At 64.2% G+C, this 13,888-nt stretch carries 11 protein-coding genes and 1 tRNA gene; 9 read left to right on the plus strand and 3 right to left on the minus strand.

The annotated features are described in order from the left end of the window. Positions 1-375: 375 nt before the first annotated feature. A tRNA-Val gene (locus GXY33_08300) sits at positions 376-449 on the minus strand. 136 nt (positions 450-585) lie between these two features. Here GXY33_08300 and GXY33_08305 point away from each other — a divergent pair. Then, positions 586-2,052: a hypothetical protein gene (locus GXY33_08305; protein NLX05130.1), complete on the plus strand. Its 1,467-nt coding sequence runs from the start codon at positions 586-588 to the stop codon at positions 2,050-2,052. Between the two features lie 421 nt (positions 2,053-2,473). On the opposite strand, the gene GXY33_08310 is transcribed toward GXY33_08305, so the two are convergent. Next, complete coding sequence (locus GXY33_08310; protein NLX05131.1) at positions 2,474-3,601, minus strand: type II secretion system protein; 1,128 nt, start codon at positions 3,599-3,601, stop codon at positions 2,474-2,476. A gap of 218 nt (positions 3,602-3,819) precedes the next feature. On the opposite strand from GXY33_08310, the gene GXY33_08315 reads away from it, so the two are divergent. The 6 genes from GXY33_08315 to GXY33_08340 all read left to right on the plus strand — a co-directional run bounded on the left by GXY33_08315 (position 3,820) and on the right by GXY33_08340 (position 9,461). Beyond that, complete coding sequence (locus GXY33_08315; GenBank protein ID NLX05132.1) at positions 3,820-4,959, plus strand: exo-alpha-sialidase; 1,140 nt, start codon at positions 3,820-3,822, stop codon at positions 4,957-4,959. A gap of 9 nt (positions 4,960-4,968) precedes the next feature. Beyond that, complete coding sequence (locus tag GXY33_08320) at positions 4,969-6,234, plus strand: exo-alpha-sialidase (protein NLX05133.1); 1,266 nt, start codon at positions 4,969-4,971, stop codon at positions 6,232-6,234. A 13-nt stretch (positions 6,235-6,247) separates the two neighbouring features. After that, on the plus strand, positions 6,248-6,949 hold the full coding sequence (locus GXY33_08325) for a polysaccharide deacetylase family protein (protein ID NLX05134.1): 702 nt from the start codon (positions 6,248-6,250) through the stop codon (positions 6,947-6,949). A 268-nt stretch (positions 6,950-7,217) separates the two neighbouring features. Beyond that, positions 7,218-7,910: a hypothetical protein gene (locus tag GXY33_08330; protein NLX05135.1), complete on the plus strand. Its 693-nt coding sequence runs from the start codon at positions 7,218-7,220 to the stop codon at positions 7,908-7,910. A gap of 22 nt (positions 7,911-7,932) precedes the next feature. After that, positions 7,933-8,643 carry a TIGR04076 family protein gene (locus GXY33_08335; protein NLX05136.1) on the plus strand — a complete coding sequence of 237 codons (711 nt, stop codon included), beginning with the start codon at positions 7,933-7,935 and terminating at the stop codon, positions 8,641-8,643. Positions 8,644-8,657: 14 nt separating this feature from the next. Beyond that, complete coding sequence (locus GXY33_08340) at positions 8,658-9,461, plus strand: HEAT repeat domain-containing protein (protein ID NLX05137.1); 804 nt, start codon at positions 8,658-8,660, stop codon at positions 9,459-9,461. 709 nt (positions 9,462-10,170) lie between these two features. Here GXY33_08340 and asnB read toward each other — a convergent pair. Next, positions 10,171-12,063, minus strand: a complete 1,893-nt coding sequence (asnB, locus tag GXY33_08345) for an asparagine synthase (glutamine-hydrolyzing) (protein NLX05138.1) — start codon at positions 12,061-12,063, stop codon at positions 10,171-10,173. A 121-nt stretch (positions 12,064-12,184) separates the two neighbouring features. On the opposite strand from asnB, the gene GXY33_08350 reads away from it, so the two are divergent. After that, positions 12,185-12,745, plus strand: a complete 561-nt coding sequence (locus GXY33_08350; GenBank protein ID NLX05139.1) for a hypothetical protein — start codon at positions 12,185-12,187, stop codon at positions 12,743-12,745. Positions 12,746-12,787: 42 nt separating this feature from the next. Beyond that, entirely contained in the window at positions 12,788-13,831 is a 1,044-nt protein-coding gene (locus GXY33_08355) for a Gfo/Idh/MocA family oxidoreductase (protein ID NLX05140.1), read from the plus strand. Positions 13,832-13,888 lie beyond the last annotated feature (57 nt).

A 13,888-nucleotide genomic window follows, 5' to 3' on the forward strand; every position in this document is an offset into this window, starting at 1 on the left:
ATCAAGGCATCCGCTGGTCTGTCTTGCGTTTCTCGATGGCGTGACAGCAGAAGCGGCCGCAGCGAGGGCATCGGCCGATGGTGCATTTTTTCCGCGAGGCTGCGCCAAGGCGGATGCCGTACTTGCCCCAGGGCTCCGTGAAGCCACACCGTTTGCACCGGACGACCCAACCGGGCGCGCGACGTTCATAGGCTTGCAGCTTGTCTTCGTCCGGTCGTTCGGCCATGTCCGTCCTCCGGATTTGCGGGCGGGGTTCCGCCACCGACGCCTCATGAGCGGATGTCGCGACACGCAGGGCTGCGAGAGTGCCGCCGCACCAAGGGCCTATTTTGCCGCCATCTGCATCCAGCTCGTCGGGAATCTGTCGCGGGCCACTGGGCGGTACTGGGCTCGAACCAGTGACCTATTGCTTGTAAGGCAATCGCTCTAGCCAACTGAGCTAACCGCCCGGTTTGGTCAGGTATATCGTATTCGCGGGGCGTGGATGGGTCAAGGTTGGAGTTTGCGGGGTTTGGGTTGGTTCGTTAGGATGGTGCGTTTGGACGTGCACGTGAACGAACGGCTGACAGAAGGGATTCGCGGCTGATGACGGTGAAGATTGCGGTTTTGTCGGATGCGCACATGGCCCAGGAGGCGGCGGGGAATCGGCGAGGGGATATCGCACCGATTCTGCTGCTTCGGGCGGTCAATCGGCTGAACCGGTGGGTCCAGCCGGATGTGACGCTGATTTTGGGTGATCTAATTAACGATCCCCAGGCGGCTGAGGCGGAGGCGTATCTGCGGGAGCTTCGGGTGATCGTGGACAGGATTCAGTCGCCGACGCTGGTAATTCCGGGCAATCACGACATGGAGGCGGATCGGTTCTATCGGATTTTCGATCGGCCGGGCGACTGGCTGGAGGTGGCGGGTGTGCGGTTCGTACCATTTCTGGACCCGGAAGAGCCCGGCTGGAACGCCCGGCGCGAGGGGCGGGACCTGGATCGGATGGCGGCGGCGCGGGTGGGGTTTGCCGGGCCGCTGGTGTCGGTTCAGCACGTGCCGGTCTTTCCGCCGGGGCGGTCGGAATGTCCGTACAATTACGTGAACGCGGAGGCGGTGATCGAGGCGATGGCGGCCAACAGCTACCGGCTGGCGGTCAGCGGGCACTTCCATCCGGGCATGGAGGTGGTGCGTCAGGGGGAGATGAGCTTTGTGGCGGGGCCGGCGCTGTGCGAAGCGCCGTTCCGGTTCGATGAGCTGGAGTTGGCCGACGATCAGGTGCGGCTGACGCGGCATTCACTGGCGATGCCGGCAGAACTCGGCCTGGTCGATCTGCACGTGCACACGCACCTGGCGTACTGCAACGAGAATATGACGGTGCGCGCGGCGACGGCGTTCGGGCGTGAGATGGGTCTGGCGGAGGTGGCGTTCGCCGAGCACACCTCGCACCTGTACTACGATCGCGAAGTCTACAGCTCAGGGGCGTTTCTGGATGCGGGCGTGGACGGCGACGCGAAGCAGACGCTGCGGGTCAAGGAGTACTTCGCCGCGTTGGAGGAAGCGGATTGTCCGCAGCGGAATTGGGGCTTGGAGGCGGACTGCGATTTTCGCGGGCGGCCGGTGGTGCGCGAGGAGGACCGGTCGCGGGTGAATTTCATCATCGGGGCGGTCCATCGGCTGCCGGCCCAGCGGGTTACTCCGGTGAGCGAAGAGCGGATGGCGCAAGAGTTCCTGTCAACATGCGAGCGGCTGGTGAGGTCGGGCATCCAGGTGCTGGCCCACCCGTTCCGGGTTTTCCGGCGAACGAGGATAGGGACGCCGCGCGAGTTATTCAGACCGCTGGCAAGGATGCTGCGGGAGCACGGGGTGGCGGCGGAGATCAACTATCACACCAATGAGCCCCCAGCGGAGTTCTTTAGGCTTTGTCTTGAGGACGGCGTGCGGATCACGTTCGGTAACGACGCTCATAACCTCTATGAGGTGGGCGAGTTCTGGCCGCACCTGAGGCTGTTGGAGGAATGCGGGTTCAGCGGGAGAGCCGATCAGGTGCTGTTTGATCCGCGTCGTGGGTAGAAGCGGGGGCTTTGTCGGGACATAGCAAGCGGGGCTACGGTCAAGGTCCCCGTCCCCCCTTCAGGGACCTCCACCACAGCCCCGCGATATAGTCACGTTTTCCGGCAGAGCTATTCTCTATAGTGTCTTATTATCGGCCCGGTTGGCGGCCAAGGCAATCGGGGCGGGCGCTGAAATCGCTATCGGGGAATCCATGATAGCGATGGGCGGCAGTTTCTTACCCCCGGCGGGGACAAGGGTTTGCAAAGACCTCGCTCCCTGACGGTCGCGACTCTTTTGGGGGGTGGCGGTTGTCTGCGGCACGGGGTGGTTGTTTCGTGTCGTTCCGGAAATAGCATGGCGGCCCGCGACTCGCTACCTGTTCGGTGCAGCAGAACGCGGGCTGCCATTGGCTGGTCTTGCCGGTCAGTCAGTGGCCGGGTTACTCGACGCTGCCGCCGCCGGGGGCGACGGGGTTCCGCATGCGGCCGTACCACATGGTGTCGGCGATCTCGGTGAACGCATCGGCGTTCATGGTGAAGCCGCCGCCGGCCGGCTTGTAGGCGCCGAGGTAGCCGTCGGGGCCGGTCTCGCCGGCGACGTCGTAGACGGCGGCCACATGGCCGTCGGCGAACAGAACGTTGGCGTAACCGCCGACGTAGCCGTCGCCGCCGTGCAGCGGGGCGATGTCGTTGAACTCATGGGCCTTCTTGCCGGCGAAGTGGGTGGCGTCGACGTCTTCGAGGTCAACCGCCATGCCGTCGCAGAAGGCTTCGAGGGTCATGTCGCCGACCCGCACGACGTCTTTGCCGGCGAAGTTGTTGATGGCGTCGGCCATCGTCTGATCGGCGATGGTGGCTTCGCTGCCGTCACCCACGCGGGCGTCGCCGAGCATCACGATGCGATCCGGGGTGGCTACGCCGCCTTCGGTGTGCGAGCCGTTGATCGGGCCGTCGCCGTCTTCGGGGCACTTGCTGCCGTTGTCGGCGCAGGCGTTGGTGCTGTAGAGGTCCCAGGTCGTCGGATCGGTCGGGTCGGTCTTGATCACGACCGGGTCTCCGCGGACCATGTGCCAACTGGCGGCGTAGTTGCTGTTGTAGCCCTTGTTCCAGAACTCCTGCGAGGCGAGGGACGTGGGGTAGACGTCGGTCGCCAGGGTGGTCACACCGGTGCCCCAGTAGAGGGCGTTGAAGCCCGCGGTGTCGCCGGCGCCGGTGTAGTCCACCACCTTTTCGCTGATGGTGTACTGGTTGCCCGGGCACAGGGCCTTGCCGGGGTTGGCGACCTTCAGGTTGATCAGGTCGGCGACCCAACCCACCTTGTCGACGTGGCCGTCGCGTTTCCAGTCGAACGCGCCGGAGCAGCGATAGCCCAGGCGGTTCTGCGAGGCGTAGATCTCGAAGCCCGCGCCAAAGCCACGCAGGTTCGAGGCGCACGTCGCCGAGCGGGCGGCCTGACGGGCCGAGGCGAGCGACGGCAACAGGATCGCCACCAACAGCGCGATGATGGCAACCACGACCAGGAGCTCCACCAGGGTGAAGGCTCCCCAAGACTTACGGTTCCACTTCATACCAAATCCTCCTACCACAATGACTACGATGCCTTCGTGACCGGCCGGAAGAGAGGCACGCCGCCTGCCTCCGGGTCACACGCGGGAGTCTACGCGGGCAATGTAAAGGGGCTGGGAGAGGGACATTAATCTTCGGCTAAATCGCGGGTGTACCGAGCGAGCCGAGGGACTATAATGAGGCCCCAGTCGATCGCACAGCGGCAGGAAAGGAGCGGCAAGTGACTGCACAGCCTGGCTTTAGCGTCGAACTGGAGACGATTAGTCGCGGATTCGACGGGCAGACCTGCTGGGTGCACGGCCGGGCGGGGGCGATTCCGGGCAATCCGCCCGTCGTCGTGTTGACGATGCAGAAGCTTCTGCTGTCGGGCAGCGATATTTTCTTTGGGCTGCACGAGATGCGGACGGACGACCTGGGAGCAAGCTGGTCGGGTCCGACGGAACACGAGACGCTCGGCCGGCGGGAAGAGGACGGCGGGGTGACCGCGTGCATCTGCGATTTTACGCCGAAATGGCACGCAGCGACCGGAAAGCTATTGGGAACAGGACACGTGGCTCGGTACATCGGCGAGCGCCTGATGCCGGACCCGCGGCCGCGTCAGACGACGTATTCGGTGTATGACGCCGATGCGAGGACGTGGTCGCCGTGGGCGACGGTGGCGATGCCGGACGATACGAAGTTCTCCAACTGCGGCGCCGGATGCACGCAGCGGGTTGACTTGGCCAACGGCGAGATTCTGCTGCCGATGTACTTTCGCGTGAAGGGGGAAAAGTTCGCCAAGGTGTCGGTCATGCGGTGCGGGTTCGACGGGCAGAGGTTGCGGTACCTCGAACACGGGAGCGAACACACGGTCGAAACGGCGCGCGGGCTGGGCGAGCCGTCGCTGGCGAGGTACGACGGCCGCTACTTTCTGACCATCCGGCATGACGATCGCGGCTACGTGACGCGGGGCGGCGATGGACTGCGGTTCGAGGAGCCGCGGCCGTGGACGTTCGACGACGGCTCGGAGTTGGGCAACTACAACACGCAGCAGCACTGGGTGACGCACAGCGACGGGCTGTGCCTGGTGTATACGCGGCGCGGGGCGAACAACGATCACGTGTTCCGGCATCGGGCGCCGCTGTTCATTGCGCAGGTGGACCCGGATCGAATGTGCGTGATTCGCGAGACGGAGCGGATTGTCGTTCCGGAGCGCGGGGCGCGGCTGGGAAATTTCGGGGTGTGCGAAGTCAGCGCGAATGAGACGTGGGTGACGGTATGCGAGTGGATGCAGCCGGTCGGCTGCGAGAAGTACGGGAGCGACAACAGCGTATTCGTGTCGCGTCTCCGTTGGGACAAGGCGAACCAGTTGATGCGGTAGGAACGCGTGATGGACAAGATCAAACGCATTGAGACACAGGTGGTGCTGGCGGGCCGGCGGAGCAATCAGGCGTGGTTCGCCCCGGCGTTGGCGGCGGTTCCGGGCGCCGGCGACGGCGGCGGGCCGGAGGTGATGGTCGGGGCGATGCTGCTGACCGGCAACGACATGGGGCCGGCGCTCTGGACGCGGACGCGCGATCTGGGGCGGACATGGACGCCGCCGATGCAGAGCCAGAACCTGCTGGGCGAACCGATATCGCGGGAACGGAAGGCCGCGGCGGCCCAGTACGCGCGAACGATGTTCGGCGAGGGCCGGGCGATCAGTCCGGACTACGATATCTTCGAGAAGCCGTACATCGGACCGTACTACCATCGGGCGAGCAAGACGCTTCTGGGCCTTGGATGCAGCGTTTACACTCGCGACGACGACCGCGACCCCGGCCAGAAGGGCGAAGAGCACGTGGCGGGCTTTGCTCACGTTCCGGTCTGGACACGGTGGGATCCGGGTCGCGGCGATTTTGTGCCGTGGAAGCGGATGGCCCAGCCGCCGACGCTGGAAACGGGCCAGAGCGTGTTTTTCGTGTCGTGCTCGCAGTGGCACGAGTGCGGCGACGGGACGTTCCTGCTGCCGTGTTCGCATCTGCGCGAGGATCAGTCGACGACGCCGGGCGTGACGGTGGTTCGCGGTCGGTTCGACGGGACCGAAGTGCGGCTGGTCGAGCACGGGTCGATTCACAACGTCGATAGCGGGCGTGGTCTGGCCGAGCCGTCGATGACGTTCTTCCAGGGCCGGTACTACCTGACGATCCGGCACGACGAGCGGGCGTACGTGACGACGAGCCGCGACGGGTTGGCGTACGACGCGCTTCGGGTCTGGACGTTCGACGACGGGTCGGAGCTGGGCAACTACAACACCCAGCAGCACTGGCTGACCCGGGAGGACGAATTGTACCTCGTGTACAACCGCCGCAGCGAGCTTGGCAACGGGGTGTTCCGGCATCGCGCCCCCCTGTTTGCGGCCCAGGTCGATCCGCAGCGACTGTGCGTGATCCGGAAGACCGAACGGATCATCCTTCCGGAGAAAGGCGCGCGGATGGGCAACTTCGGCGTGGTCAACGTCAGCGACGAGGAAACGTGGATCATGACCGGTGAATGGCTGCAGCAGTACGTCTCCGGATACCGACAGGGCATGCCCTACTGGACGGACGGCGGGACGCAGTACAACCGGATTCAGTACATCGGCGACCTGCTGTTGGCGCGGGTGTATTTCGGCTGAGAGGGGGACGGCTGTGGCGGAAGGCGCGACGAGAGAGCCGGGCGTCATTTTGAGCTTCGACGACGCCTTTGTGGCCGACTGGCTGGCGGCGATGCCGCTGTTCGAGCGGTACAAGGCCCATGTGACGTTCTTCATCTCGCACTTCGAGCGGTTGACGCCGGAGCAGATCGACGGGCTGCACCGGATCGAGCGGGCGGGTCACGCGATCGAATGCCACGGGCTGCGGCATGAGCGGGCGGCGACCTACTGCCGCGAGCATTCGCTGGAGCAGTGGTTGGAGTGCGAGGTCCAGCCGGCGGTGGCGTGGATGCGTCAGGAGGGTTTCGAGCCGACGGCTTTCGCCTATCCGTGCAGCGAGAATGATGACCAGACGGATCGGGCCCTGCTGGGGGTTTTCCGGCACATTCGGACCAACCGTGGTCCGGAGGAGGGCCAATCGCTGGCGGCGTTCGATCCGGTCTTTGCGCCGGCGGATCGGATCGCCGATCGCGGCTGCATCATCGCCAAAAGGATCGATCGGACCGGTCCGGAGGAGTTACCGGAGATTGAGGCGGCCCTGGAGCGGGCGGCCGCGCGGCGGGAGTGCGTGGCGTTCAATTCGCACAACATCAGCGACATGCCGCAGCGGAATTACGTTACTCCGTGGGCGGTCGAGGCGATTTTGCACCAATCGAGGGAGTTGGGATTGGCGTTCCACACGGTTCGTGATCTGTAGAAGATGTAGAAGACACGGATTGCAGGGCCGCCGGCGGCCCTCTCGATGCACTACGGGCTGCGCATCGATCGTTCCTCAAGCCCGGCGGGCCATGAGGCGAACTCAAAATAAAGAAAAATTGCTCTTGCCGCCGCTGTGGGCGTCTATGATAATGTTGGTTTTATGGCGAAGTTCGCCTTTCACAAGTAAATAGTCCACTTTCGTGGAGGTTCGTATGGGTCCGCAGTCGCTTTCAGCCCTGCACCAGCTGCAGGGGGTGGAAACACACTTGAGGTCTCTGAAAGATCTGCTCCGCCGCAAGCAGCGACAGGTCCAACAGCACCAGCTCCGGATCAAACAACTGGAGGAACAACTCGCGGCCAAGCGGGATGAGATCAAGCATCGGCAGAGTCGCACCGGCCAGCTCGAGCTGGAGTTCAAGGCCCGCGAGGAGGCGGTCAATAAACTGCGGACCCAGTTGAACGCCGCCAAGAGCAACAAGGAATACTCGGCGATCCTGACCCAGCTCAACACGGACCGGGCGGACAACTCGAAGCTTGAGGAGCGCATCCTCAACGAGCTGACCGCGGTGGACGAAATGAAGAAGGGGCTGGGCGAACTCGAGAAGCAGCTCGGGGAACACGCGGGCCAGCTCGCCCAGCAGGAATCGCACTTCGAAGCGGAGCGCAGCGGCCTGCAGCAGCAGATCGACGAACTGGAGCAGCAGCGGAGCTCGATGGCCGACTCGGTGACGCCCGGAGACCTGGCGGTATTTCAGCGGGTCGCCGATCGTCACGACGGCGAGGCGATGGCCAAGATCACCAAACCCTATCCGAACGCCGACGAGTACATCTGCGACGGCTGTAACATGAGCATTCCGATGGAGACGGTCAACGCCCTGCTGACTCGCGACGAGATTCAGGTGTGCCACGTGTGCGGCCGCATCCTGTTCCTGGAAGACGCGGTTCGGAAGGAAAACTGAGCGACCCGAATCGGGACTCTTGATGACCGCCCCCGAGCAAGCCAACCTTCACATCGACGGCGGCGCCCGAGGCAACCCCGGACCCGCGGGCGCGGCGTATGTGATCACGACGACCGACGGGCAACCGGTCGCCAGCGATTCGCAGTTCATCGGCGAAGCGACCAACAACGTGGCCGAATACACCGCTTTGATCGACGGCCTTGAGGCGGCGGCGAAGCTGGGCGTTCGCCAGTTGCAGATCGTCAGCGACAGCGAGTTGCTCGTGCGGCAGATCATCGGGGAGTACCGGGTCAGAAGCGAGAATATCCTGGACCTCTACCACGCGGCGCAGATGGCGCTGATGAAGTTCGATCGCTGGCAGATCCGGCACGTTCCGCGGTCGCAGAACCGGGAGGCGGACCGGTTGGTGAACGCGGCGATCGACGCCGCCGTCAAGGGTCGGTCGGGCCGGGATGCGGCGGACCGGAAGCTGGATTCCTCGACGGTCAAGGTGTTGGCCCAGGTTGCGCGGGCTCCGGCCAAAGGGGCGTGCGGGGCGGGCCTTCGGAAGGGCCAGCGGTTCGTGTTCGACCAGGTGACGCCGGCTGGGCTGTGCCTGCACGCGGCGCATTCGCTGCTGCCGACGGTGATGGCGATGCAGGCCGATCCGGCGATCGAAAGCGATACACAGGTCACCGTGCGCTGCGGCAATCCCGACTGCGGCGCGGTGTTTCACGTGAGTGTGGTTTCGTAACATACGGTGAGTAGATGAAGAACTTGCTGACCCGCCGAACGTCGATGCCTGGAACTGCCCTGCTGCTGGCCCTGATGGCGCTATGGGGTTGTGGCGGCCAGAACAGGAAGAGCGAACTGCGACTGATTCCTCCGGACCCGCAGAAGCTGCTGGTGACAGCGGTGCGCGACGCGGACCCGGACGTGCGGTATCGATCGCTGGCCGAGTTCAGCGCGACCAAGGCCATCGGCGAGCCGTGGGCGGTCAAGGGGGTCGAGACAATCGTGGCGACCGATCCGAATCCGCTGGTGCGGGCGTTGGGGCTGCACACGCTCGGACGGGTGGCGGACGGGCGGGTTTTGACCCAGGCGATCTATTCGATGAATGACAGCGATCCGCGGGTGCGGGCGGAGGCGGCATGGGCGCTGGCCCAAGTGCCGTACGCGGAGATCGAAAAGGCCCAGATGGTCGCGGAGACTCGCGAGGCGATGGTCCGCGGGCTGCGCGATGAGGCGTTGGACGTCAAGATCCACTCGGCTTCGGGGCTGGGCGCGTTCCAGGATCGCGACGTGGTCTATGCCCTGATCACCGCGCTGCGGGATTCGAATTTTTCGGTCCGCTACCACGCCGAGAAGAGCCTGATCGAACTGACGGGCAAGACGTTTCACTCCAATCCGGTCGCGTGGCTGGAGTGGTTCGACGCGGCGTCCGAGCCGTTCGCCAACGCGGGCCAGACCCCGCCCGAGTTGGTCAAGCCGAAGCAGAACGTGCTGGAGAAAAGCCGCGATCGGATCCAGCAGTGGTATCTGAACTGGCAGGGACCGGCGAAAGAGCAGTGAGAAGTCCGAAGCCAGGATGGAAAATGCGCGCGGCCGGACGGTGAGGCAACCGTCCGGGGGTTCGAATTAAGGCAAGCGATCAGCCCCTTCCAGAGGGGCCGTTGAGGTCCGGTCTTCGGAGCTTCTTCGCCGGCGGAAATACTGTTCTGACGTGGTTGCGCCAGCGGCTTAGCACATGGCGGCGTAGCAGGCCAGCGTCAGAATCGCCAGACGATACTTCCGCGAGAAGAAGTTCTGCAACTCGACTTTCAGAAACGTTACGTTCAGCATCTTTTCTCTTCCAGCATGGCCGCCTCGGAGGCGGCGTCCTGCGTGGGCATCCATCCGTGCCGCAAGGACTTAATGCAAACCCCATGCCGAAAAAGAGCCGATGGGACGTCCCTGTAACCACCGCTCTCGACGGTGGTTATGTATAGCGTCAGAAAGGGGCGGAATCAACGAAATTCTGACGTTTCGGGGGGGAAACATGCGGTGCATTTTGGTAACACGGAAACGCAACATTCGCAACCGGACGATGCTGGCGGTCTCTTCAGGACGGCACGGATCACGCGGATCACGCGGATCACGCGGAGGGCAGAAGACGCAAACTGAGAATACGAAGCAGCAAGACGCAGACGTGGCGCCGGCCCAGCGGAGCTTCTTTTCTTAAGTTCTGTCTTTTCCGCGTGTTCCGCGAGCTCCGTGCCGGTCTTATTCTGTAGGGAAGAGTTTATAGAATGGTCAGGAACTGATCGAGGACCATCAGGGCCCAGAGTCGGTGGCCGTGGTCGTGGCGGCAGGCCAGGTGTTCCTGCATTAATCGCGTCAACGATTCGAAGCGGAATATGCCGGAGCGAATGAGACGGGAATCCGGGCTGAGGCGGTGTTCCATCTGGGAGCGCAGCGGTCCGTGGAGCCAATCGCCGACGGGAACGCCGAAGCCGCGTTTGGGACCGGCGAGGACTTCCGGAGGCAGATCGGCGGCGAAGGTGTCGCGGAGGATGCGTTTGCCGGCTTTGAGGCGGGTCCGCCAGGCCAGCGGGAGCGAGAGGGCAAATTCGACCAGTTCCCGGTCCAAAAGGGGCGATCGGGCCTCCAGACCGGCGGCCATCGAGGTGCGGTCGATCTTGACCAGCAGATCGTGGGGCAGATAGACCTGGTAGTCGGCCAGGTTGGCCCGGCGGACGGCGGACGGGACGTCGGTCCGGGCATCGACGGCTTGGGCGATCCAGTCGGGCCGGTCGGTCAGCGGATAGGTAAAGTCCGAGCCCAGCAGGTCGATCAGGGTCCGGTCGTCGAAGAGGCGGAGGAACGAGGCGTACTGCTCGGCTGGGCTGATCGGCAGGGCGCGGATCAGCCGCCAGAGCCGCGTACGGCTGGAGCGGAGTTCCGGTCCGGCTGAGGCCATAAGCCTGGCCAACGGGGCGGCTGACGGCCCCAGTCCCAGGCGATGGATGCTGGAAGCGATGGCCAGGGCGCGATAGCGGTCGTAGCCGGCGAAGGCTTCGTCACCACCGTCGCCGGTGAGCACGACCTTGACCTGCTCGGCGGCGAACCGGCAGATCAGACGGGTGGGCACGGCTGAACTGTCGGCGAAGGGTTCGTCGAAGGTTTCCACCACCTGCTCCAGCAGGCCGTCGAGGTCCGGTTTCAGAACGATTTCGTGGTGATCGGTCTTGTACCGTTGGGCGGTCAGACGGGCCAGGCGGCGTTCGTCGTAACGGTCGTGGTCGAAGCCGACGGTGAACGTGCGGACCGGGTCGGAGGAGGCCTGGGCGGCAAGGGCGGTCACGACGGCTGAGTCCACGCCGCCGGAGAGCAGAACTCCGACCGGCACGTCGGCCACCAGGCGCTTGGCCACGGCGCCGGAGAGGACGGACCGCACCCGATGGCGGGCCTGATCGTAGGTCCCGCTGAAGGCGGCAACGGCCGACCGGTAGTACCGCACCGGGACCAGTGCTGGAATACTGGACCGTCGAGCGCGGATAAGGGAAATCCGCAGGCAGTGCCCGGGCTCAAGCTTGCGGACATTGCTGAAGATCGTGGCCGGTGCGGGAATCCATCCGAACCGCAGGTAGTCGATGAGGGCGGGTCGGGAAAACTCGCCGTCAACACCCCCCTTCCGGATCGCCTTGGGTTCCGAGCCAAAGTACAGGCAGCCTTCGTGTTCGGCGTAGTACAGGGGCTTTTTGCCGAACCGGTCGACGGCGAGGAGAAGTTGGCTTCGCTGCGAGTCCAGCAGAGCCAGGGCGAAAAAGCCGTCGAGGCGGCTTAGGAACTCCAAGCCGAACTGCTCGTAGAGGTGGACAATGGGCTCGATGTCGCCGGCGGTCCGGAAGGCGTGGTTCGCGGAAAGCTGCTGGCGGAGGGCCTTGAAGTTGTAAATCTCGCCGTTGCAGACGACGCGGATGGTCTGGTCCTCGTTGGCGATGGGCTGATTGCCGGTCTGCAGATCAATAATCGAGAGCCGACGGAAGGCCAGACCTTCGCGCCGGTCGTTGGTGAGGTAGAGGCCCTGGTTGTCGGGTCCGCGATGGAGCAATGCGCCGGCCATGGCGGCGAGGCGGTCGGGGTCGACCCGGCCATCGTCGGTCAGCGACACAATCCCGGCTATTCCGCACATATCAGCCCCATTTACGGCAATCGTCAAATAGGCTTTTCTGGAGCCCGGTCGGCCTGTACAATATCTCCGAACATGATAGCCAAGGCAAGATGAATAGTATCCCTTTGAGTGCGAGCAGGTTATGAGAAAAGAAGCACGGTCCGCCTCGCCCGCGAAGGTTGCGATCATCATCGCGGCGGTGGTGATCGGACTGATCGGGCTGGTGTACTTGTTGGGCGAGGACAGCGAACCGCAGCAACCGACGACGCAGCCACGACTGGCGGTGATCCCGGAGGTCTGGCAGAAGCAGATCGGGGACCGGGTGACCGAGGTGCGTTTCCCGATGTCGGCGCGGTCGGAGAATCCGGATGTCAACCGGTTTATCGCCGAGTTCATCGACCTGGTCCTGGCCGATCCGCGGGTGGAGAAAAACTACAAGCTGTACCGGCAGGCGGTGACACAGCGGCGCCGGCCGTTCGATGAAACGCCGTTCGAGCGGGCCCAGTACAAGGCGAAGCTGATCGAGATCGAAAGCATCGTAAAGCTGGAGAGCCCGGCCCAGATGAAGGTGGATGAGCTGCGCGACGCGGTCGAGGGTTCGGTGTACCGGGTGTTGACGCACATCGACCTTCGCGACGGTACGGAACGGGACATCGAGACGTACGTGTTCGAGGAAGACGGCCGGTGGGTCAGCAGCCACTAGAGCCGCGGCCGCCGAGTGAGCATCAGGAGAAGGAACGGGATCATGGCCAAGACGTACGGATTCGGGATCATCGGCGCCGGCATGATTGGCGAGTTTCACGCCAAGGCGATCGCAGGGCTGGAGCGGGGCAAGCTGGTGGCGGTCTATGACCTTAAGGCCGAGCGGGCGGAGCAATTCGGCAAGAAGACCGGCTGCCGGCACTACGGCGACCTCGATAAGTTTCTCTCGGACAAGGAGCTGGATATCGTCACGATCGGCACGCCGTCGGGTGTGCATATGGAGCCGGCGGTATCGGCGGCGGAGCACGGCAAGCACGTGATCTGCGAGAAACCGCTTGACGTGACGCTGGAGCGGATCGACCGGATGATCGAGGCCCACGCCAAGGCGGGCACTCAACTGGGCGGGGTCTTCAACAGCCGGTTTGAGCCGGTCAACCAGGCGCTCAAACAGCTCGTGCAACAGGGACGGCTGGGGCAGATCACCTACGCGGGTGGATACGTTCCGTGGTGGCGGAGCCAGCAGTACTTCGACGAGGGCGGCTGGAAAGGCACCAGGAAGTTCGACGGCGGCGGGGCGTTGATGAACCAAGGGGCTCACACGGTGGACCTGCTGCAGTGGCTGGTGGGCCAGAAGGTCCGACAGGTTACGGCGTTCGCGGCGACGCTGGCCCATAAGATCGAGGTTGAAGACGTGGTCTCCGCGGCTTTGGAGTTCGAGAACGGGGCGATCGGCACGCTGTTCGCCAGCACGGCGATGTTCCCGGGGCTGCCGTCGCGGGTGGAGCTTGGCGGCACAGGCGGGACGGTGGTCAGCGAATCGACGACGCTCAAGACGCTGAAGCTCGCTGAGGAGAAGCCGGAGGATGAGGAACTGCGCAAGCGGTTCGGCGGCGAGGCGGCGGCTTCGGGTTCGACGGACCCGAAGGCCATCTCGGCGGTGAACCATCAGCGGAATTTCCAGGCGTTTATGGATGCCCTGGACGCCAGGCGGGTGCCCGAGGTGGACGGCCAGGAGGCCCGCAAGGCGGTCCAGATCATCCTGGCGGTCTATGAGTCGGCCCGGCTGGGACGGCCGGTGAAGCTCTGAGCGCACTTGGAGGCACGGCGGGCAAGGGGAAACCGACCGCCCGGCAGAGACACGGAT

The sequence above is a fragment of the Phycisphaerae bacterium genome, assembly GCA_012729815.1.
In the GTDB taxonomy this organism is placed as follows: domain Bacteria; phylum Planctomycetota; class Phycisphaerae; order JAAYCJ01; family JAAYCJ01; genus JAAYCJ01.